General features: G+C 75.3%; 19 protein-coding genes and 1 tRNA gene. 12 read left to right on the top strand and 8 right to left on the bottom strand.

Translation table 11 applies throughout. The annotated features are described in order from the left end of the window. Positions 1–1,350 (top strand): diaminopimelate decarboxylase, encoded by a 1,350-nt coding sequence (gene lysA, locus DMB38_RS15565; protein ID WP_125935705.1) that lies wholly within the window; start codon positions 1–3, stop codon positions 1,348–1,350. 12 nt (positions 1,351–1,362) lie between these two features. On the opposite strand, the gene DMB38_RS15560 is transcribed toward lysA, so the two are convergent. After that, a complete protein-coding gene (locus DMB38_RS15560; protein WP_125935704.1) occupies positions 1,363–1,704 on the bottom strand; it encodes a VOC family protein in 342 nt (113 codons plus the stop codon). A gap of 228 nt (positions 1,705–1,932) precedes the next feature. On the opposite strand from DMB38_RS15560, the gene DMB38_RS15555 reads away from it, so the two are divergent. The 3 genes from DMB38_RS15555 (at position 1,933) to DMB38_RS15545 (ending at position 4,919) form a co-directional block, all read left to right on the top strand. Continuing rightward, positions 1,933–2,415, top strand: coding sequence for a hypothetical protein (locus DMB38_RS15555; protein WP_125935703.1), 483 nt, complete (start codon positions 1,933–1,935; stop codon positions 2,413–2,415). A 93-nt stretch (positions 2,416–2,508) separates the two neighbouring features. Next, the gene (locus tag DMB38_RS15550; RefSeq protein WP_125935702.1) at positions 2,509–3,645 is read left to right on the top strand and encodes a PLP-dependent cysteine synthase family protein; all 1,137 of its coding nucleotides are present in this window, start codon (positions 2,509–2,511) and stop codon (positions 3,643–3,645) included. Then, complete coding sequence (locus tag DMB38_RS15545; protein ID WP_125935701.1) at positions 3,642–4,919, top strand: MFS transporter; 1,278 nt, start codon at positions 3,642–3,644, stop codon at positions 4,917–4,919. The genes DMB38_RS15550 and DMB38_RS15545 overlap by 4 nt, the downstream gene beginning before the upstream one ends. 59 nt (positions 4,920–4,978) lie before the next feature. Here DMB38_RS15545 and DMB38_RS15540 read toward each other — a convergent pair whose 3' ends face one another. Both DMB38_RS15540 and DMB38_RS15535 read right to left on the bottom strand, forming a co-directional pair. Beyond that, positions 4,979–6,490 carry a phosphoesterase gene (locus DMB38_RS15540; RefSeq protein ID WP_125935700.1) on the bottom strand — a complete coding sequence of 504 codons (1,512 nt, stop codon included), beginning with the start codon at positions 6,488–6,490 and terminating at the stop codon, positions 4,979–4,981. 179 nt (positions 6,491–6,669) lie between these two features. After that, positions 6,670–7,911 carry an MFS transporter gene (locus DMB38_RS15535; RefSeq protein ID WP_125935699.1) on the bottom strand — a complete coding sequence of 414 codons (1,242 nt, stop codon included), beginning with the start codon at positions 7,909–7,911 and terminating at the stop codon, positions 6,670–6,672. 96 nt (positions 7,912–8,007) lie between these two features. Here DMB38_RS15535 and DMB38_RS15530 point away from each other — a divergent pair, with 96 nt between their 5' ends. Then, on the top strand, positions 8,008–8,673 hold the full coding sequence (locus DMB38_RS15530; protein ID WP_125935698.1) for a class I SAM-dependent methyltransferase: 666 nt from the start codon (positions 8,008–8,010) through the stop codon (positions 8,671–8,673). Between the two features lie 21 nt (positions 8,674–8,694). On the opposite strand, the gene DMB38_RS15525 is transcribed toward DMB38_RS15530, so the two are convergent. Beyond that, positions 8,695–9,366: a phosphotransferase gene (locus DMB38_RS15525; RefSeq protein ID WP_125935697.1), complete on the bottom strand. Its 672-nt coding sequence runs from the start codon at positions 9,364–9,366 to the stop codon at positions 8,695–8,697. A gap of 83 nt (positions 9,367–9,449) precedes the next feature. On the opposite strand from DMB38_RS15525, the gene DMB38_RS15520 reads away from it, so the two are divergent. The 5 genes from DMB38_RS15520 (at position 9,450) to DMB38_RS15500 (ending at position 14,476) form a co-directional block, all read left to right on the top strand. Further along, complete coding sequence (locus DMB38_RS15520) at positions 9,450–10,013, top strand: DinB family protein (protein ID WP_125935696.1); 564 nt, start codon at positions 9,450–9,452, stop codon at positions 10,011–10,013. Positions 10,014–10,117: 104 nt separating this feature from the next. Continuing rightward, positions 10,118–10,657: a SigE family RNA polymerase sigma factor gene (locus DMB38_RS15515; RefSeq protein ID WP_125935695.1), complete on the top strand. Its 540-nt coding sequence runs from the start codon at positions 10,118–10,120 to the stop codon at positions 10,655–10,657. Further along, positions 10,638–11,435 (top strand): hypothetical protein, encoded by a 798-nt coding sequence (locus DMB38_RS15510; protein ID WP_125935694.1) that lies wholly within the window; start codon positions 10,638–10,640, stop codon positions 11,433–11,435. The genes DMB38_RS15515 and DMB38_RS15510 overlap by 20 nt, the downstream gene beginning before the upstream one ends. Continuing rightward, a complete protein-coding gene (locus tag DMB38_RS15505; RefSeq protein ID WP_125935693.1) occupies positions 11,435–12,196 on the top strand; it encodes a L,D-transpeptidase family protein in 762 nt (253 codons plus the stop codon). The genes DMB38_RS15510 and DMB38_RS15505 overlap by 1 nt, the downstream gene beginning before the upstream one ends. A 132-nt stretch (positions 12,197–12,328) precedes the next feature. Then, a complete protein-coding gene (locus tag DMB38_RS15500; protein ID WP_125935692.1) occupies positions 12,329–14,476 on the top strand; it encodes a hypothetical protein in 2,148 nt (715 codons plus the stop codon). Here DMB38_RS15500 and DMB38_RS15495 read toward each other — a convergent pair. Together DMB38_RS15495 and DMB38_RS15490 are read right to left on the bottom strand one after the other, a co-directional pair. Then, positions 14,466–15,767: a hypothetical protein gene (locus DMB38_RS15495; RefSeq protein WP_240662261.1), complete on the bottom strand. Its 1,302-nt coding sequence runs from the start codon at positions 15,765–15,767 to the stop codon at positions 14,466–14,468. The two genes, DMB38_RS15500 and DMB38_RS15495, sit on opposite strands and share 11 nt — an antisense overlap. 605 nt (positions 15,768–16,372) lie before the next feature. After that, positions 16,373–17,359, bottom strand: coding sequence for a phosphotransferase (locus tag DMB38_RS15490; RefSeq protein WP_125935690.1), 987 nt, complete (start codon positions 17,357–17,359; stop codon positions 16,373–16,375). A 125-nt stretch (positions 17,360–17,484) separates the two neighbouring features. On the opposite strand from DMB38_RS15490, the gene DMB38_RS15485 reads away from it, so the two are divergent. After that, positions 17,485–18,018 carry a hypothetical protein gene (locus DMB38_RS15485; RefSeq protein WP_125935689.1) on the top strand — a complete coding sequence of 178 codons (534 nt, stop codon included), beginning with the start codon at positions 17,485–17,487 and terminating at the stop codon, positions 18,016–18,018. 137 nt (positions 18,019–18,155) lie between these two features. Here the strand turns inward: DMB38_RS15485 and DMB38_RS15480 are convergent. Together DMB38_RS15480 and DMB38_RS15475 are read right to left on the bottom strand one after the other, a co-directional pair. Continuing rightward, positions 18,156–18,229, bottom strand: a tRNA-Pro gene (locus DMB38_RS15480). 12 nt (positions 18,230–18,241) lie between these two features. Further along, complete coding sequence (locus DMB38_RS15475) at positions 18,242–19,213, bottom strand: metallophosphoesterase (protein WP_125935688.1); 972 nt, start codon at positions 19,211–19,213, stop codon at positions 18,242–18,244. 94 nt (positions 19,214–19,307) lie between these two features. Between DMB38_RS15475 and DMB38_RS15470 the strand changes: the two genes are divergently transcribed. Continuing rightward, positions 19,308–19,775, top strand: coding sequence for a GatB/YqeY domain-containing protein (locus tag DMB38_RS15470; protein WP_047016559.1), 468 nt, complete (start codon positions 19,308–19,310; stop codon positions 19,773–19,775). Positions 19,776–19,843: the final 68 nt, after the last annotated feature.

Here is a 19,843-nt window from a genome sequence, read left to right as displayed (position 1 = left end):
ATGTCCGTCACCACGCCGCCTCCGGGCGTTGCCGAGTCGTCCACCTCTCCCTCGCCCTCGCTCGCCGTCTGGCCCGCCTCCGCGCGCGAGGCGCCGGGCGGCGACGTCACCCTCGGCGGGGTCTCCCTCGCCGAGGTCGCCGACCGCTTCGGCACCCCCGTCTACGTACTGGACGAGCAGGAGGTACGCGCCCGCTGCCGCCGCTACGCCGACGCGTTCGCGGGCGGCGAAGTGCTCTACGCCGCCAAGGCGTTCCTCTGCCGCGCCATGGCCCAGTGGGTGCGGGAGGAGGGGCTCGGCCTCGACGTGTGCTCCGCAGGCGAGCTGGAGCTGGCCGTGACCACCGGTTTCCCGCCCGAGCGGATCGTGCTGCACGGCAACGCCAAGAGCCTGCACGACCTGCGGACCGCGCTGCGGCTGCGGGTGGGCCGGATCGTCATCGACAGCGCCTCGGAGATCGCGCGGATCGCCGTCGCGGTGCCACCGGGGGAGCGGCAGCGGGTGATGGTCCGGGTGGTGCCCGGCATCTCCGCGGGCGGGCACAGCGCGATACGTACGGGCACGGGGGACCAGAAGTTCGGCCTGTCGGTCACGGACGGCTCGGCGGCGTACGCCATCGGGCGGGTCCTCGGTCAGCCGGGTCTCGAACTCGTCGGCCTGCACTGCCACATCGGCTCCCAGATCGCGACGGTCAAGCCGTATCTGGCGGCAGTGCGGCGGCTCGTCGGGCTGCTGGCGCGCGTACGCGACCAGCACGGCGTCACGCTGCCGCAGTTGGACATCGGCGGCGGGCACGCCGTCGCGTACCGCCCGGGGGAGCCGGCGCTCGATCCGGCGGTGCTGGCCGCGCGGGTCCGTACCGAGCTGGCGGAGGGGTGCGCGGGTGCGGGACTGCCGGTGCCGCGGCTGGTGGTCGAGCCGGGGCGGGCGGTGGCCGGGCCCGCGGCGGTGGCGCTCTACCGCGTGCTGTCCGTGAAGCACACCGAGGGGCGGGTGTTCGTGGCGGTCGACGGCGGGATGGGCGACAACCCGCGCGGGCCGCTGTACGGGGGGCGCTACGAACCCCGCCTCGTCGGCCGCGCCACCACCGCACCGCCCCGCCGCGTGACCGTCGCGGGACGCCACTGCGAGGCCGGCGACCTCCTGGCGGAGAACGTCCCCCTCCCTTCCGACGTCCACCCCGGCGACCTGCTCGCGCTCCCGGTCTCCGGCGCGTACCAGGTCTCGCTGGCCTCGGGCTACAACCTCGTCGGCCGCCCGCCGGTGGCGGCGGTGCGGGACGGGCACGCCCGGCTGCTGGTCCGCCGCGAGACGCTGGAGGACTACCGCAGCCGCGACGTGGGACTGTGACGGCTCCCGGCGCTACTCAGGGGCGCCGCCGAAGCCGATCTCGTTGCCGTCGGGGTCGCGGTAGACCGCCTTGCGCACGCCATTGCCGTACGTCTCCCGCTGCACCGGCTCCAGCCCGCGCGCGGATATCGCGGCCACCCGCTCGTCGAAGTCGCCGACGAAGACGGTGGTCAGCGCGTGTCCCGCGTGCTCCGGGCGGTGCTCGACGGCCAGCGAACGGTGCTCCGCCAGCTCCCACACCACCTCCTCCGGGGACGCCACGAAGGTCGGCGGCGTCCCGAGCAGGCGCTCGTACCAGCCCAGCGCAGCCGCGAAGTCCCGTACGGAGATGCAGGCGAAGAGATCGACGCTCATGCCGGCCATCGTAGGAACCGCCACTGACACCGCCGCTGACACCGCCCCCGGGCGGCCGCCGGACGGCGTACGCCTGACCGGCGTGGCCGTGCTGAACCTCCTCTTCAGCCTCACCGACCGCTCCCCGGCCCGGACCGGTCGCGAGAGTTGGTCAACTCGCCTCCCCGTTTTTCACCTGAAAGAGGCGAATAAAGTGCGGGTGGGACAGAAGTGGCTACGCTCAGTCGCGTGCCGGGTACTCACGCCGCCTCGCTGCCGCGACTCTGCCACGCCGTGATCGCTCTCCTCGCGGGGCTGGCGATCGTCGTGCTGGCCCCGGTGTTCGCGTGCGTGGACGCCGGTACGCCGCACCACGACGGCGGCGAGAGCCTGCGGGGGAGCACGCTCGCGGTGGCGCTGGCGCCGGTGGCGTACGCGGAGGTGACACGGGCGCACGCGGCCCGCCACGGTGAGGACCACCTCGACGACCACGCCGGCCACGCCGACTGCGGCGAGCCGTGCTGCGAGCCCTCGGCCGCCCTCCCGCACGCCGTCGTACGGGACGATCCCGCCGGCTCCGCCGCCCACCCCGCCCCGGCCGTCCCCGCCCCCGCCCCCGGCGCGCTCCGCGATGCCGGCGGGGCCCGCGCCGCGCCGCCGGCCGCCGCCGCCCTCCCCGCGGCCCGCCCCGGGGCCGCCCTCCTCCGCCTGGTCTGCGTCAGCCGTACGTGACGGCCCCCGCGCGCCCGCGCGCGCCCGGCGCCCCCCCCACGTACGCACGCGATCACCCGGCCCCGTACCCGCGCGGCCGCGGAAGGACCACCCATGCACTCCACTCTGCGCACCGTCTCCCCCGGCGACCTCCGCGGCTTCGCCGCAGACCACCGCCTGCCCGCTCCCGCCGAAGGTGCCCGCAGCACCCCCGCGGGGCTCGTCGGCAACACCCCCGTCCTGTGGATCGGCGAGCCCTTCGGCCCGGCGGGCCACGGCTTCTGGGCCAAGCTGGAGGGCGCCAACCCCGGCGGGCTCAAGGACCGTTCCGCGCTGCACATGGTCGCCGCCGCCCGCCGCCGCGGCGAGCTGGCGCCCGGCGCGCCCGTCGTCGAGTCGACCAGCGGCACCCTCGGCCTCGGCCTCGCGCTCGCCGGGATCACCTTCGGCCACCCGGTGACCCTCGTGACCGACCCGGGTCTGGAGCCGCTGATGCGGCACCAACTGGCCGCGTACGGGGCGCGCGTCGAGGTCGTACGCGCCCCGCATCCCACCGGCGGCTGGCAGCGGGCCCGCCGCGACCGGGTCGCGGAACTGCTGGCCGCCCGGCCCGGCGCCTGGTGCCCTGACCAGTACCACAACCCCGACAACCCCGCCGCGTACGACGCCCTCGCCCTCGAACTCGCCGTCCAGCTCGGCCGCGTCGACGTCCTCGTCACCGCGGTCGGCACCGGCGGCCACTCGGCGGGCGTGGCCCGCGCGCTGCGCGCGTTCTCGCCGGGGATGCGGCTCGTCGGGGTGGACTCGGTGCGCTCCACGGTCTTCGGGCAGCCGGCGGGCGAGCGCCTGATGCGCGGGCTCGGCAGCAGCATCCACCCGCGCAACGTCGACCACGCGGCGTTCGACGAGTGCCACTGGGTCGCGGCGCACGAGGCGGTGTGGGCGGCCCGGCGGCTGGTGCGGCACCACTACGCGGGGGGCGGCTGGAGCGTCGGCGCGGTGGCGCTGGTCGCGGGGTGGCTGGCGCGTACGGAGGGGCCCTCGGTCCGTATCGCGGCCGTCTTCCCCGACGGGGTGCAGCGGTACTGGAACACCGTCTTCAGCGACGACTTCTGCCGCGCGCACGACCTGCTCGACCGCCCGCCGGCCGCGGGCCCCGACGAGATCGGGCATCCGGGGGAGCGGACCGTCGAACGCTGGACGCGCTGCGCCAACGTCACGGCCGTGCCGGCGGGGGTGCCGGCCCGATGAGGGACCTGGTGCGCGAGTTCCGCTCGTACGGTGGCGGGGTGCGGCTGCTGATGGTGCAGCAGTTCACCATCAACACCGCCTTCTACATGCTGATGCCCTACCTCGCCGCGCACCTGGCCGACGGGCTGGGCATGGCGGCGTGGGCCGTCGGCCTGGTCCTGGGCGTACGGAACTTCTCCCAGCAGGGCATGTTCCTGGTCGGCGGCACGCTGGCGGACCGGCTGGGGTGCAAGCCGATGATCGTCGCGGGGTGCGTGCTGCGGACGGCGGGGTTCGGGCTGCTGGGCTTCGTGCAGTCGCTGCCCGCGCTGGTCGTCGCCTCGGCGCTGACGGGCTTCGCGGGGGCGCTCTTCAACCCGGCGGTGCGGACGTACCTCGCGCAGGCCGTGGGCGAGAAGCGGCGCGTGGAGGCGTTCGCGTTGTTCAACGTCTTCTATCAGACGGGGATGTTCGTCGGCCCGCTCGTCGGACTGGCGCTGCTGGCGGCCGACTTCCGGCTGGTGTGCACGGTCGCGGCGCTGCTGTTCCTGGGGCTGACCGTGGTACAGGTGCTGGCGCTGCCCGAGGGGGATGCGGTACGGGCCGAGCGCCCGGGGGCGCGCGGGGTGCTCGCCGACTGGCGCACGGTCGTCGCCAACCGCCCCTTCATGCTCTTCTCCGCCGCCATGATCGGCTCGTACGTGCTGTCCTTCCAGGTGTATCTGGCGCTCCCCCTCCAGGCACACCGCGCCTTCCCGGCCGCGGGCGACGGAGTGACCACCGCGCTCTTCGCCGTCTCGGCGGGCGTGGCGGCGGCGGGCCAACTGCGCGTCACGGGCTGGGCGAAGAAGCGCTGGCCGGCGCAGCGGGCCCTGGTGTACGGCATCGCCCTGATGGGCGTCGCCTTTCTGCCGCTCCTGCTCACCGGCGCCCCGCCGGGCGGCGGCGGGGCGGCGGCGGCAGCGGCGGCGTTCACCCCGCTGCTGCTCGCCGCCGCCCTGCTGGCGCTGGGTACGGCCCTGGCGTATCCCTTCGAGATGGACACCGTGGTGTCCCTCTCGGGAGGCCGCCTCGTCGCCACGCACTACGGCCTCTACAACACGGTGTCCGGCCTCGGCATCACGCTGGGCAACCTGGCGACGGGTGCACTGTGGGACGCGGCGGAGAGGTATCCGCGCCTGCCGTGGCTGGTGCTCACCGCGACGGGCGCGGCCTGCGCGGGGGCGCTGGCGGCGCTGGCGCGCGGCGGGCGGTTGCGCGCGATGCGGCCGGAGCCGGAGCCGGCGTCCGCCTGATCCGGTGCCGCCCGGGGGGGCGCCGGCGTGCGCCGCCACCGCGCGCGTGGGCGCGTCCCCTAACGGACGCTGACGAACACCGGGTTGGAGTAGAACCACAGGTCCTCCCACGGGCTCTCCAGCCCGTCCGCCGCCGGCTCCGCCTCGTCCGTGCTCGTACCGCGTACGCGCGCGTACATGTCGCCGTCCACGTCCCGCAGGGTGTGCCGGATGACGTAGTCCTTGCCCTGGCGGCGCCAGTCGTTCGGGCCGAAGCGGGCGACGACCCTGGTGGTCGGGTTGGTGTCGGCGTCGCGGTCGGCGCTCGGGCCCGTGATGCTCCCGGTGATGAGGTCGACGCGGCGCACCTCGGGGCGGTCGCCGTTGCCGTTCTCGCCGTCCAGCGGGCGGAAGCGGATCTCGATCTCCACGTCCGCACCGTTCCGGCCGCTGACGGTGAGCGTCTCGCCCATGGCCGCGCTGCGGCCGCGGTTGCCGGCGGTCAGGTCGAGGGAGGTGATGAGGTCGCCGGTGCCCACCCAGACGCGGCCGTTGCGCAGGCCGTCCATGACGTCCGCGTAGTCCTGCCGCGCCATGACGTACGTCTTGCTGTACTCGCCCGGCCAGAAGTCGGTGCCGCCGCGCGTCCAGTGCACGTGCGAGTCCGAGGTGGCGGTGATCCACCAGCGCCGGCCCTCGCCGAGCAGCGCGTCCCAGAGGCCGCCGAGGCGCGCGGTCATCTGGTCGAAGCCGCCGTACGTGGGGTGGTTGCCGTAGCCGCCGCGGGCGCCGCCGACGAGGGGGCCCGCCTGGTGGCCGGGGGCGCCCTCGAAGCCGACGTAGACGTCCGGGGCGACGTCGTTGCCGTTGCGGAACTCGCGCGGGGTGTCCTGGCCGTAGACGCCGAGGCCCGGCGCGGACCGGGACGCGTGGTGGGCGAGCACCAGCGGCTTGCGGTCCATGGTCTTCGCGGCCTTGAGGAACTCGATCATCTTGGCCTCGGTGTCGCGCCCGGGGTCGGCCGGGAACGGGTCGAGCTTGGCGAACCGGCGCTCCAGCTCGTACAACTGCTGTGCCTCGTCGCGGTGGTGGGGGATCATCAGGGTGTGGTGGTCCAGCGCGGGCGCGTCGAACTCCATGCCCCAGAACTGCAGGACCTCGGGCACGAGGACGCGGGAGCGCAGCAGGTCGGGGTAGGCCAGCTCCAGGTTGACCTTCGAGTGGGTCGGGCCGCCGTGGTCGGTGCACATCACCCAGGAGAGGCCGAAGTGCTTGGCCATGATGGCGTTGGTGACGATGGGGTAGACCGCGTCGGCGCCCTTGTGGAACGTCGGCGGGTTGGCCGACGTGTCGAACCGGCCGCTGTACTCGGAGTGCACGTGGTGGTCGCCGGCCCGCCAGGCACGCCGCCCGTCGTTCCCGCGCCCGCCCGCGGCGTTCCCCTGCGCGTCGTCGGCGACCGCCTCGCCGCTCACGACGAGCGGGCCGGCCGCCGCGAGCGTCGCCCCCACGCCGGCGTAGCGGACGAGGCGGCGCCGCGAGATCCCCGTGCGCTCGGGGCCTTCGGCGCCTTCGATGTGTCCTTCGTTCATGCTGTGGGCCTCTCCTTCGCGTGGCGGGGGGCGACCAGCGAGTTTCGGCGGCGGAACGGAACGGGGCGTGAACGGCGGTGCCGGGGGCGGAGAACAACGGATCACGCGGGGAGCGCCGGTGCCGGGCCGCGGGACGCGGTGGCCGCCTCTGCCGCCCTCGTACGGGCCGCTGCGCGGCCTCAGGCCGCCGCCCCCTCCGGCCCCGCCCGTACGCCCGTCAGCCGCTCCTCCAGCGGCCGTATCGCCACGCTCGCGACCAGCGCCAGGCACCCGACCACCACCCACGGCAGCACCCGCTCCACGCCGTACAGGAGCCCGAAGAGGCCCGGCGTGACCATGTCCGCCGTCGCGAACGAGTACTGGAACGCCGCCAGATACGTGCCCCGCGCCCCTTCCGGCGCCGCGTCCGCGGAGAGCGCGTTGGAGGCCGGCCCGTGCAGCATCTCCGCGGCCGCCCAGAGCAGCATCACCAGCGCCAGATAGCCGACGAGCACCGGGCCGCGCGGCAGCAGCACCGCGAGCGCGACGGCCCCGCACCACCCCGCCCAGGCCACCCCGCCCCAGGCCATCGCGCCGCCGCGGGAGGTGCGCCGGCGGATGCGGCGGGTGACCGCGGCGGTGGAGGTGGCGACGACCGCCGTGGTGAGGGTGAGCAGGACGCCGACCGCCCAGCCGGGCGCGTCCAGCCCGCGGACGACGTAGACGGGGGTGGCGACGGCCAGCAGGACGGTGCAGATGTTGAACAGCACGTTGACGGCGATCAGCAACAGATAGGCGCGGTTGCGCAGCAGATGCCGTACGCCGCCGGCGGGCTTCCCTTCGACGTCCCCGGCGACCCGGCGCGGGCGGCTCCGTACGAAGAAGGTGAGGGCACCGGCGGCGACGACGAAGGAGAGCGCGTTCGCCAGGATCATCCCCCGGTACGCGTCCTGCGAGGCGAGCCCCAGCAGCACCCCGGCGAGGACCGTCCCGGCGCCGGTCCCGGCGGCGCGGATCATCGCGGTGCGGGCGAACCACTGGTCCCTGGCGCGGTCGTCGCCCTGTTCCGCGATGAGCGCGAAGACCGACGACCAGTACACCCGCAGCCCGGCCGCCTCGACCAGCGCCGCGGCGAACAGCGACGCCGGCCCGTCCACCGCCAGGTAGAGCAGGAAGCCGCCGGCCTGCAGCAGTTGCCCCGCGATCACGACGGGGCGCGGGCCGATGCGGTCCACGACCCGCCCGACCAGGAGCGGCAGCAGGAGCGCGGAGGCGGTCGCGGCGGTCATGAGCAGTCCGACGCGCGCCTCGGAGAGGTCGGTGGCGGCGAGGAAGTAGACCATGGAGAGCGGCAGATAGATCCCGCTCCCGACGGCGTCGACGCCCAGCGCCACCGGAATCGCCCAAGCCGCCCCGTCCCGCGCCAGAACCCGTCCCCGCACCCGTCCTCCGGTCCGCACCGACAGCCGAGTGCAACGTTGTAACCCCGCCGTCCGGGGACGTCAATACGGTGTCCGCGTCCGGCTAGCGTGTGCCGTATGGGAGTCATGGACGCGCTCGGCCGCTTCAACAGGCGGCATCCCTGGAGCCACAACGACCACTACGGCCCGTGGATCGCCCGGCGGGTCGCCGAGGCGGGGGCGCGGGACGTGCTGGACGTCGGGTGCGGGGCGGGGAACCTGCTGGCGCTGCTGCGGCGGCGCGGCGGTGCCGTGACCGGGCTCGAACCCGATGCCGCGCTCGCCGACGTCGCGGCCCGCCGGTTCGACGGCGATCCGGCGGTCACCGTCGTACGGACCGACTTCGCCGGCCGCGAACCGGAGCGGCGCTGGGACGCCGTCACGCTCGTCGCCGTACTGCACCACATGCCGCTGGTGCCCACGCTGCGCGAACTGCGCGACTGCCTCGCGCCGGGCGGGCGGCTGGTCGTCGTCGGGTGCTACCGCGAGGCCGGCGCCGCCGACCTCGTCGCCGCCCTGCCGGCGGTGGTCGCGAACCCGCTCGTCGGGCTGGCGAAGCACCCGGCGCGCGCGGACGCCGTACCCGTCCACATGACCGCGCCCACCGCCGACCCCGAGGAGACCCTGGCCGAGATCCGGGCCGCCGCGGCGGCGGAGCTGCCGGGCGCGCGGATACGCCGCCGCCTGTTCTGGCGGTACAGCCTCGTCTACGACGCGCCCCGGCCCGCCGCCCGGCCCGTCTGACGCCGCGGCGTGACGCCCGCCCTACTCCGTCCAGCCCGCCGTCGCCGCCGCGCGCTCCTCCCAGAGCCGTACGCCCGGACCGCCCGGCTCCCACCGCTCGCAGAACCGCCGCATCTCCGCGCACTTCGCCAGCATCGCCGCCCGCCGCACCGGCCACGGCGGCACCTCCCCGCCGTACGCGCGGAAGAAGCCGCCGAGTGCGCCGCGCTGCGCGGGGTGGTGGGTCCGTACGATCCACTCGCACCACGCCAGATCCTCGACCGCGGCACCGCGGCGGGCGAACTCCCAGTCCACCACCGCCGTCACCGCGCAGGTCCGCGGGTCGAGCAGCAGGTTGTTGGGCCCGAAGTCGCCGTGGACGAGCACGGTGCCCGCGGCCGGCCCGCCCTCCGGCAGCACGTCCGGCGCGACCCCGTGGATCCGCCGCAGCACCTCCCCGCACGCCGCCAGCACGGCCGCGGCCCGCCCGCCGTCCAGCAACTCCTGGCCCGGTACGCCCGCGACGTGGCCGAGGGTCAGGGCATCCGCGGACGCGCCCCGCACCGGCGGCACGGGCAGCAGGCCGCGCAGCGCGGTGAGCAGCGCCCGCTCGCGGCGCAGCCGGAGTGCGGCGTCCGGCCCCTCGTACGTCTTCCGCACCACCGCGCCGTCGCCGAGGGTGCGGTTGGTGTAGCCGTGCTTCATCGGACGCATCCCCCGATCATTCCCTTCGGCCCCGGCGCCCGCCCGCCGATATTCGCTTGCGTGTCCGGTCGCCGAGCCGCATCGTGTGTACGGTGAGTGACGACGACGCACCCCAGCGGTGGACCGAGGCCAGCGTCTACCCCGACATGTGGGCAGACCCCGACAAGGACCCCCGCAACAACGACTCCAGTCCCGACGGCGAGTTGGCCACGCTCCAGGACTTCCTGGTCAACTACCGGCTCACGCTGCAGATGAAGTGCGAGGGGCTGACCGCCGAGCAGTTGGCGCGCCGTTCCGTGCCGCCGTCGACCATGTCGCTGCTCGGGCTCATACGCCACCTCGCCGAGGTGGAACGGGACTGGCGCAACTGGGTCGTGCCGGAGAACCCCGCCCCCAAGATCTACGGCGAGCGCGACGCCGACTTCCACGGCGCCGCCGCCGACCAGGCGCTCGTCGACGCCGCCTTCGCCGACCTCGCCCGCGAGCAGGCGGAGTGCGACGCGGTGCTGGGCGCGTACCCCGACCTGGGCGCCCGGCTGCCCAAGGACGGCACGTCGGTGCGCGAGCTGTGGGTCCACCGGGTGGAGGAGTACGCGCGGCACTGCGGCCACGCGGACCTGCTGCGCGAGTGCGTCGACGGCCGGGTGGGGCAGTAGCGGCGCGCGGTAGCTGAAGGGGCGCAGGGGAGGCAACCCGGCGCGGACCTCATCGCGTTCGACGAGTGTGCGACGTGAAGTGGGGACCGGATGGCAGGCGCAGCATGCTGAGACGGGGCGCGGCCCAGCCGCCGGGATTCGAGGAGTTCGTGGCGGCCCGCGGGCCGCGGCTGCTCCGCGTGGCCTGGCTGCTCACCGGGGACGCCCAGCTCGCCGAGGACCTGCTGCAGACCGTGCTGGCCAAGGTGTGGCCGAAGTGGGAGCAGATAGCGGACGGCAGCCCCGAGGCGTACGTCCGTACGGCCATGGTGCACACCAACATCTCCTGGTGGCGCCGCCACTGGTGGGGCGAGGTGCCGCACGGCGAGCTGCCCGACACGGCGGCCCCCGCCGACGCCTTCGCGCAGGTGGACCTGGAGCAGTCGCTCGCCGCCGCGATACGGCGCCTGCCGCCGCGCCAGCGCGCGGTGGTCGTCCTGCGCTACTTCGAGGACCTGAGCGTCCAGGACACCGCGGCGACCCTCGGCTGCGCGCCGGGCACTGTCAAGAGCCAGTCCGCCAAGGCGCTGCGCACGCTGCGCGGCCTGCTGCCCGAGGCCGAGCTGGTGGAGGGCGGTGAGTCCGGTGGCCTGGAATGCGGCTGAGACGGCGGGGCCGGGCGAGCCGGCCGCCCGGGCCGACCTCATGGAGTCCGCCGAGGAGGAGCGCGCGCTGCGCGCACTGCTGGAGCGCGCCGTCCCGCGCCCGGCCGCTCCCGCCGAGCGGATGGAGCGGATACGGGGACGGGCGCTGCGACGCCGCCGCAGGCGGCGCACGGTGTGGGGTGCGACCGCGACGGCCGCGGCCGTGGGCGTACTCCTGCCGCAGGTGCTCCCCGCCGCCGACACGCCGCCGAGCGCCGCGTCTCCCGCCGCGGACGCCGGGTCGCCGGAACGGCGGGACGCCGAGACGCGGTTGACGGAGCTGTCGGACCTCACGCTGAAGGTGCCCGCGGGCTGGAGCAGCCGCACGGTGCGTACGGACTCGCCGAAGGGGGAGTACGTCGGCTACGTCGCGAGCCTGTCCCTCCGCCCCTCCCCCGAGCCCTGCCCCACCGGCGCGGACGGCACCTGCACCACCCCGCCGCGCGAACTGCCCCGCCGCGGCACGCTGATCACGCTGCGACTGCTCTACGGGCCGAAGGAACCCGACCCCGGCCTGCGCAATCGCGAGCTGGGCAAGGCGTGCGTCGTCGCGGGCGGCACCGAGGAGCTGTGGGCCGTACGCAGCCCGGCGGGCGCGGCGGAGGGAGTGCAGGTACTGGCCACGGTCTGCCTCGCCACCCCGGCGCACGGAGACGTCGCCGAGGCCAGCACGGTCCTCGGGTCGATGCGCTTCGACCCCGCGGGAGAACCCCGTCGACCGGAGCGGACCGACCGCTGATGCTGCCTCGACGCCGGATGCTGTACGCGGTCGGACTCCCCCTGCTCGCCGCGGCCGGCTGCACGGAGGCCGCCGCACCCCGTACGGACGACGCCCCGCCCCGTACGGAGGCCGCCTCGCCGCCCGCCCCCGCGCCGACCCGCGCGCCTGTCGCGGCGGCCCCCGCGCGACTTCCGCGGGACATACCGGGCCTGGGGCCGCGCATCCGCGCCCGCGTCCCCGCCCGCGCGCGCCAGGCCCTCGTCGTCACCGGCACCGACCGCCGCTCGTCCGGCTCCGTCGCCGTGCTCTACGAACGCGCCCCCGGCGGCTGGCGCGCAGGACCCTCCTGGCCCGCCCACAACGCCCTCCGCGGCTGGACCCACCGCCACCTGGCCGGCGACCTCCGCACCCCGACCGGCGTCTACGGCCTCACCGACGCCGGCGGCCTCGACCCCGACCCGGGCACGAAGCTCCCGTACGACCACGGCCCCGCCTTCACCGCCACGGGCCGCGGCTACGAGGGCGAACCCCTCGCCGGCTCCTTCGACTACGTCGTCGCGATCAACTACAACCGCAAGCCCGGCACCACCCCGCTCGACTGGACCCGCCCCCTGGGCGACGCCCGCGGCGGCGGCATCTGGGTCCACGTCGACCACGGCGGCCCGACGAGCGGCTGCGTCTCGCTGGCCAAACCCCACATGCGCACCCTGCTGCGCAGCCTGGACCCGCGGAAGCACCCGGTGGCGGTGATGGGCCCGGAGACCTGGCTCGCCCGCTGACGCGGGGCCGGCGCCGGGCTCTGTGCTGCCGTGTTCTGCCCTCGCCGCCGTCCCGGACTCCGCTGTCGGTGACCCGCGTTACTCTTCGGAGTCGTACCGACTCGCTACGGCGCGCAGGGGGAGGGGTGTGTGATGACGGATCCGGTGTCGTTGGCCGCGATCTCCGGGGTGCTCGGCGCGATCGGCATGGGGATGGCCAACGAGGTGGGCCGGGCCGCGTGGGAGACCACCGGGGCGCTGGTGCGCAGGGCCGCCGGGCGGGAGGTGCGGGCGCCCGCGCGGGCCGCGGAGGTGGAGCGGGTGGCCGCGCTGCTGCGGGAGGGGGCCGCGCGCGATCCCGAACTCGCCCGGATGTGGGAGCGGTTCGCGTCGACCCTGCCGGCCGGTTCCGGCCCCGGCTCCGTAGGTGCGCCCCGTCTGCCCGCCGCGACGCGGCACTTCACCGACCGCCGCCCCGCCTTACGGCTGCTCGACCGCGAGGCGGACCGCAAGTTCGACGGAAGGCCGCGGGTGGCGCTGCTGCACGGCCCCGAGGGCATCGGGACCTCCGCCACGGCGCTCTTCTGGGGCAGCAGGCGCGCCGCGGACTTCCCCGACGGGCAGGTCCACGTCGACCTGCACGGCTGGTCGTCGCAGAGCGCCCTCGGCCCGGCCGTGGTCGCCGGCCGCCTGCTGCGGGAGCTGGGGCTGCCGGCGGAGGAGACGCCGCACGCGGCGGACGGGCGGCTGGACCTGTGGCGGCGGCTCGCCGGCGGGCTGCGGCTGCTGGTCGTCCTCGACCACGCGTACTCCGCGGCTCAGGTGCGCCCGCTCCTGACCTCCGCGCCCGGGGTGTTCACGCTCGTGACGGCCCGTCACCCGCTGCCGGGTCTGGACGCCGTGCCCGTGGCGCTGGGGCCGCTGGCGGCGAAGGACGCCCGGCGGGTGCTCACGCACTTCGCCGGGCCGGAAGCCGTGGCCGCGGCGCCGGACACGGCGAAGGACCTGCTGGTGCGGTGCGCCGGGTCGCCGTACGCGCTGCGTACGGCCGCGCCGCTGCTGTCGGTCCACGGCGATACGGCACGGGGTGCCGCGGACGCGGCCGGGCCCGTCGCCGCCCTGACCGAGTCGGCGTACCGCGCGCTCGACGCCGACGCCGCCCGGATGTACCGGCTGCTGGCTTTACGGGACTGGCCCCACATCGACGCCAGGACGGCCGCCTGGGCGACGCGGCCGGACCAGCCCGTCGCCACCGACCCCGACGCGACCCCCGCCGCGGCCCTCCTCGGCCTCCTCGCCGACCGCGGTCTGCTGGAGCCCGCCGGCACCGGGCGCTACCGCTTCCGTCCCGCCGTCCGCCGCCACGCCGAGCTGCTCGCCCGGCACGAGGACGGCCCGCGCGCCTGCGCCGAGTCGGCCGCCCGCGTCGTACGCGGCTACGCCGACCTCGCCGAGGACGCCGCTCACCAGGCGCTGCCGGAGAGCTGGCGCGTACCGGCGCCGTCGAGGCCCGGTCCGCCGCTGGGCAAGGCCGAGGCCCTCGGCGCCCTGGTGCGGGAGGCGGCGAACGTCTTCGAGGCCGTGCAGGCCGCCGCCGACGCCGGTGACCGGGCCGCGGCCGTACGCCTCGCGCGCGCCCTCTGGCCGCTGCAGCTCAAGGCCGGCCGGCACGCGGAGGCCGTCCCCGCGCTCCGCTCGGCCCTGCGCCTTCCGGCGCGGGAGGGCGAGCCGCGCGCCACCGCCCTCCGCGACCGCGCGGCCCTCCGCTTCCAACTGGCCATGAGCCTGACGGAGCTCGGCGAGCACGCCGAGGCCGAGACCGAGTTCCGGGCCGCCGCCGGGGACGAGCGGACCGCGGGCCACATACGCGGGCACGCCTCCGCGGTCGAGGCGCTGGGCCTGCTGCGGCTGCGGCAGTGGGCGGGGCCTGAGGCGCTGGCCCTCTTCGACCGGGCGGACACGCTGTACGGGACCATTGCCCCCGGCGAGGAAGGCCACGCCGACCTGCGCCGTGCCCGGCCGCTGCTCGTGCGCCACCGCGGGCGCGCGCTGCGCGCCGACGGCCGCTTCGAGGAGGCGATAGCCCTGCTGCGTACGGCCGTCGGGTCCTTCGGGGAGATCGGCGACGACTACAACCGCGCCCGCGCCCTGACGGACCTCGCCGAGACCCACGTGCTCGCCGCCGCGCCCGCCGCGGCCCTGCCGCTGATCGACGAGGCCATCGCCCTGCTCGACGCGGAGCGGGCCGAGCACCCGCTGGCCTACGCGCGGTCCGTACGGGCGCGTTGCGTCACGCCCTGAGCGGGGCGACGGTCACGCGGTGCTCGCGCGCGCCGGTACGGACCAGCAGGCCGTGCTCCGCGAGGGCGGCCGCGCTCCGGCCCGCCGCCAGCCAGGCGTGCAGGGCGGAGGCGTAGGCCGCGGGGTCGGCGTCGGCGGCCCCGGGGACGGCGGTGAGCGCGAGCGCGTCGCCGTCACGGGTGCGGACGGTGCAGTCGCCGGGGCCCGTGACGTACGCGGCGAGGGCACAGTGCGCGTACCGCCGCAGGGTCTCCGCGCACCAGGTGGCGGGTGAGCCGAAGCGCGGGTCGTCGGGGGTGCCGTGACGGAGGATCACGTCGGCGAGGTCGAGGCGGCCGGGGTCGCGGGTGTCCTCGGGCACGGCGGTGTGCGCGGCCGTGTGCGCGGCGGCGTGCGGGCCGTCGTCGCCGGCGGGCTCGTACGCGGGATCGGCCCAGCGGCGCAGCACGACCGCGCCCGCGCCCGCCCCGGCGGGCAGCCGGGTCAGCACCCGCATCGGTGCGGTGCGGCTGACCGGTTCGTACGGGGGCAGCGGCAGCGGTTCCAGCAGCGCGGGCCGCTCGGGCTCGGGCAGGTCCATGAGCCCGTAGAACAACTCCCGCAGCCGGCCCGCCGACTCCCCCGGCACCGACGAGGTGAACCGTGCGGGACCCGGCTGCGGCCGGTGGCCCGCGATCAGCGCGTCGAGTTGCGCGGGCAGCGGGGCGAACGGGTCCAGCCGGGGCGAGTCGGCGAGGAAGCAGGCCAGCGGCGCCCGCGGGTCGACGTGCGCGAGGGGCGCGGCCGCCAGCACCACGGGCACGCCGAGGGCCGCGGCGTAGTACGTCACGGCCCCGTGGTCGCCGATCACCGCGTCCGCCGCGAGCAGGGCCTGCCGCCAGCCGCCCAGCGGATCGACGAGCGCGAGCCCGCCGCGCCTGGCCCCGTCGAGCCAGGACCGCACCTGCCCGGGGCCGTGCCCCTGCCAGATGTTGGGGTGCAGGACGGCGGCCACCCGGTACTCGTCGGCGGCCAGCTCGCCCGTCAGCCGCGGCAGCAGGGCCGGGAGCACGTCGCCCGCGCCGCTGTCGCCGAACAGGCCCTCGGGGTTCCACGTGGCGGACACCACGACGAGCCGCTGCCCGTCGCGTACGCCCAGCGCCCGCCGGAACCGGTCCCGGTGCCCGCGGGCGGCGAGCATCCGGTCGAAGCACGGATCCCCGGCGAGCACCGCGGCCCCGGCCGCCTCGGGGCACGACTGCCGCAGGCGCTCCGCCTGCTCGGGGTGCGAGAGCACGAACGCGTCGGCCACGGGCCGCCCGTCCTCGAGCAGCCACTCCGGCGCCAGCCCGAAGACGGGAGCCCGGCGTCCGGCGTCCGGCGACCGGCGACCGGCGACCGGCGACCGGCGACCGGCGACCTGAGCCTCTTAGTATATCCAACGCCATGCGACAGAACGGCCAATTTGCCATGCAATGCGGCTATTTGACCACCCAGGCTTGCGGAGACGGCCAGGTCGACGGGCGTACGGACCGCCTGCTCCCACGGCAGCACCGGCACCCCCACCGACGCCAGCAACTCGCCCACGCCGCCCTGGAACGGCGAAGACCCCGTGCACGTCGCCAGCATCTGCACCCGCAGGTCGTCGTCGAAGAGGGGCATCACGTCCAGCAGCCGGGTGGCCGACGTGACGTTGTGCACGACGAACAGCACCCGCCGGCACCGCCCCCGGGAAGCCCACCGCCGAGCCCCTTCCCCCACCGGAACCCGTACCCAGCCCTCCCGCGCCTCCGCCATCCAGCCCCCCACGTGCCGCCACCCGGGCGTGAACTCGCCACCCTAGACGGTGCGGTGCGGCACCGGCAGACGACGGCCGGCCTGCTGAGGGGTGCCGGAGCAGCGGCCGGTGTCGCCCGCTCAGCGGCGGGTGTGGCCGAAGAGGGCCATGGCCTCGTCGAGGCGGATGCGGGCCCAGTCGTACTGCTTGCTGTCGGTGTGCCCGCGGTAGACCGTCTCGATGACCATGATGAGCATCAGATGGAGGCAGTACAGACGGCGGCGCACCTGCTGCGTCGCGGTGAGCTCCGGGTGGCCGTAGCCGCGCATGAACGGCACCGGGTGGCCGAAGGCCGCCATCTGGGTGCCCGCGAAGCCGGACTCGATCAACGGGTCGCCGTAGAAGGCGCGCTCGTGGTCGATGATCCCGGCGATCTTGCCGTCGCGCACCATGACGTTGCCTGCCCACAGGTCCCACTCCACGAGACGCGGCTCGGTCACCTCGTCGAGGCTGCCGGCATGGGCGTCCACGACCGTACGCACGGTGTCGTAGCCCCAGCCGAGGTCGACACGGCGGCGCTCGCCATCGGCGAGGACGTCCTCGACCATGCCGGTGAACACCCGCCGCCAGCTCGGCTCCCCGGGCCCGGCGAGCGGCCCGAAGGCGTCCCCGCGCAGCGAGTTGATCTCCCGGTTGGCCGCGCCGACCTGCTCCATGAGCGAGTCCCGTGCGGCGGCGGGGAGTTCCTTCGCGATGACGCCGAGGTTGTCGCCGTCGATGTACGGCATGAAGAAGTACTCGGCGTCGCACAGCTCGCGGCTGCGGTCGGCGAAGTCGACGGCGGGGACGGGCACCGAGGTGTGCGTACGGAGGAGATCCAGCATGCGCAGCTCGACGGCCATGGCGCCGCGCTCGTACGTCATGACTTCCACCTGCGGCGACGGCGCGATCTTCACCACGACCTCGGCCCCGTCACGCAACCGGATGCGATAGGCGACGTTGAACCACCCGTGCCCCAACTCGACGGCCCACCCGTCCCCCACGGGCACCCGGTCGGCCCCGTACGCCCGCCCGACCATGGCGCGCAGAGCGTCGGGGGACTGCCTGTTCTTGGTGATGCTCTCCACACCCGATCCCTCCGCCGAAACCGCCTCCGTACAGCATGGCCGGACCGTCCCCATCCGACTCCGGCCGACGGGCACGGCGGGCTCGCGCGGGACCCCTCCCTGGTGCGCGTCGGTAGAGATGGAGCATGCCAACCGACGCTACGGCTCCCTTCCACGCACCCGCCCGGTACGCGCTGTCGCTGCTCGCCGCGGTGCTTCTGCTGTCTTCCTGCTCCGATTCGGACGACGCGGCGGACGCGAAACCGAGCGACCGCCCGGAAAAGCGCCCCACCTCCGCCCCTCCCTCCCCGAAGAAGCCCTCGCCCACCCCGCTGCATGCGGCGGACGGCTCCGACGTCAAGGCGTGCCGGAACGTGGACTGCGAGATCCTGCTGCGCGGCACCGCCGAGATCCCGGTGCGGCCCGGCTTCGGCATCACCGGGTTCACGCTCGGCCACGAGAAGCCGAACACGGTGACGTTCGATGTCCAGCGCCCGGAGTACGGGAACGCAAGCGGCTACATCGCCGGCACCGGCTTCCTGAGCCTCGCCAACGGCGTGACGGTCACCATCGAGGAGATCGACTCCCGGGGCGCCGTGCTCCGCTTCGAGCCCAAGGCGAAGGACCGCAGGAACGACAGGGCAGCCGGCTCCGAGGGCCTCTCCCTCATCAACGGCTGACGCCCAGGGAGCCCGCCGCCCATGTCCGGCGGCCCGCACGGCCTTTGCCCGCCCCGACCTCTCCAGACGATCTCCGGGAAACCACTCAGGGGCCCGATCCATCAAGTGGATCAAGCCCCTGACCTGGTGCTTTGCTGTCGGGGTGGCGGGATTTGAACCCACGACCTCTTCGTCCCGAACGAAGCGCGCTGCCAAGCTGCGCCACACCCCGTGACTGCGAGGACTACTGTAGCCCACCCGGGCGGGTCGGGTGAAATTCGTTTACGGAGGTGGGGGTGAGGGTGAGGAGGGTGGCTTCCGGGGGGCAGGCGAAGCGGAAGGGGGTGTAGCGGTTGGCGCCGCAGCCGGCGGAGACGTGGAGGGCGGAGCGGCGGGATCCTGCGGTGTGGGTGGAGAGGCCCTTGACGCGGTTGGTGTCCAGGTCGCAGTTGGTCACCAGGGCGCCGTAGAAGGGGATGCAGAGCTGGCCGCCGTGGGTGTGGCCGGCGAGGATCAGGGGGTAGCCGTCGGCGGTGAAGGCGTCGAGGACGCGTAGGTACGGGGCGTGGACCAGGGCGAGGGAGAAGTCCGCGTCCGGGTCGGGGCCGCCGGCGACCGCCGTGTAGCGGTCGTGCTTGATGTGCGGGTCGTCCAGGCCCGTCAGGCCCAGGACCGCGCCGCTGTCCAGCTTCAGCCGGCCGCGGCTGTTGTCCAGGCCCACCCAGCCCGCCGCGTCGAAGGCGTCGCGCATGCCCTCCCAGGGGTTGCGGGGGACGTTGTGGCGGAGGCGGTGGCGGCCGTTGAGACCGTGTATGCCGCGGGCCTTCTCGATCAGGTAGCGGCCGGGGTTACGGAACGTGGGCGCGTAGTAGTCGTTCGAGCCGAAGACGTACGTCCCGGGGAACTCCATCAGCGGGCCCAGCGCGTCCAGCAGCTCCGGCACCGCGTCGGGGTCCGACAGGTTGTCGCCCGTGTTCACCACCAGGTCGGGCCGCAGGCCCGCCAGCGACTGCAGCCAGCGGCGCTTGGCCTGCTGGCCGGAGACCATGTGGATGTCCGAGATCTGCAGGATGCGCAGCGGGTGCATGCCTTCCGGCAGTACGGGGACGCTGACCCGGCGGACCCGGAAGGCGCGGGGTTCGACCACGGCCGCGTAGGCGACGCCGCCGGCCGAGAGAGCTGCCAGGCTCAGGGGCACTCCGTATCGCGCGCGCATTCTCCTATCGTCGCAGAGGCGCGGGGTGGAGGTGGCCAGGGGCCGGATCCCGCGGCGTCCGCGCGCTGCCGCCGCGGCATGGGAGACTCCGGGCATGACCACGCTCAAGTCGAAGCTGCAGGACGACCTCACGGCCGCCATCAAGGGCCGGGACGAGCTGCGCGCCGCCACCCTCCGTATGACGCTCACCGCGATCACGAAGGAGGAGGTCGCGGGGAAGGAGGCGCGCGTGCTCTCCGACGACGAGGTGCTGAAGGTGATCACCCGCGAGGCCAAGAAGCGGCGCGAGGCCGCGGAGGCCTTCGCGCAGGGTGGCCGTACGGAGTCCGCCGAGCGGGAGCGCGCCGAGGGCGAGGTGCTCGCGGACTACCTGCCGAAGCAGCTCGGCGACGAGGAGCTGGCCGCCCTGGTCGGCGAGGCCGTCGCCGAGGCGAAGGCCGGCGGGGCCGAGGGGCCGCGGGCCATGGGGGCCGTGATGAAGATCGTGAACCCCAAGGTCGCGGGCCGGGCCGAGGGCGGGCGCGTGGCCGCCGCGGTCAAGCGCGCCCTCGGTCAGGGGTGACCGCCTCCGGCCACCGGGGCTGAGGCCGGGGTACGGGGCCTCACCGGCCCCGGCGGCCGGAACCCCCC

Origin of the sequence: Streptomyces sp. WAC 06738 (genome assembly GCF_003945505.1) — a bacterium.
Taxonomy (GTDB): Bacteria; Actinomycetota; Actinomycetes; order Streptomycetales; family Streptomycetaceae; genus Streptomyces.
The sequence above is the reverse complement of the archived record's forward strand: the minus strand, read 5'-3'. Positions and strand labels throughout refer to the sequence as shown.

Coding starts and splice junctions, on each gene's coding strand:
- DMB38_RS15560 (WP_125935704.1), bottom strand. CDS start 1,704: ATGAGCGTCGATCTCTTCGCCTGCATCTCCGTACGGGACTTCGCGGCT.
- DMB38_RS15525 (WP_125935697.1), bottom strand. CDS start 9,366: ATGCGTCCGATGAAGCACGGCTACACCAACCGCACCCTCGGCGACGGC.
- DMB38_RS15515 (WP_125935695.1), top strand. CDS start 10,118: ATGCTGAGACGGGGCGCGGCCCAGCCGCCGGGATTCGAGGAGTTCGTG.
- DMB38_RS15470 (WP_047016559.1), top strand. CDS start 19,308: ATGACCACGCTCAAGTCGAAGCTGCAGGACGACCTCACGGCCGCCATC.
- DMB38_RS15485 (WP_125935689.1), top strand. CDS start 17,485: ATGCCAACCGACGCTACGGCTCCCTTCCACGCACCCGCCCGGTACGCG.
- DMB38_RS15550 (WP_125935702.1), top strand. CDS start 2,509: ATGCACTCCACTCTGCGCACCGTCTCCCCCGGCGACCTCCGCGGCTTC.
- DMB38_RS15545 (WP_125935701.1), top strand. CDS start 3,642: ATGAGGGACCTGGTGCGCGAGTTCCGCTCGTACGGTGGCGGGGTGCGG.
- lysA (WP_125935705.1), top strand. CDS start 1: ATGTCCGTCACCACGCCGCCTCCGGGCGTTGCCGAGTCGTCCACCTCT.
- DMB38_RS15500 (WP_125935692.1), top strand. CDS start 12,329: ATGACGGATCCGGTGTCGTTGGCCGCGATCTCCGGGGTGCTCGGCGCG.
- DMB38_RS15475 (WP_125935688.1), bottom strand. CDS start 19,213: ATGCGCGCGCGATACGGAGTGCCCCTGAGCCTGGCAGCTCTCTCGGCC.
- DMB38_RS15530 (WP_125935698.1), top strand. CDS start 8,008: ATGGGAGTCATGGACGCGCTCGGCCGCTTCAACAGGCGGCATCCCTGG.
- DMB38_RS15540 (WP_125935700.1), bottom strand. CDS start 6,490: ATGAACGAAGGACACATCGAAGGCGCCGAAGGCCCCGAGCGCACGGGG.
- DMB38_RS15505 (WP_125935693.1), top strand. CDS start 11,435: ATGCTGCCTCGACGCCGGATGCTGTACGCGGTCGGACTCCCCCTGCTC.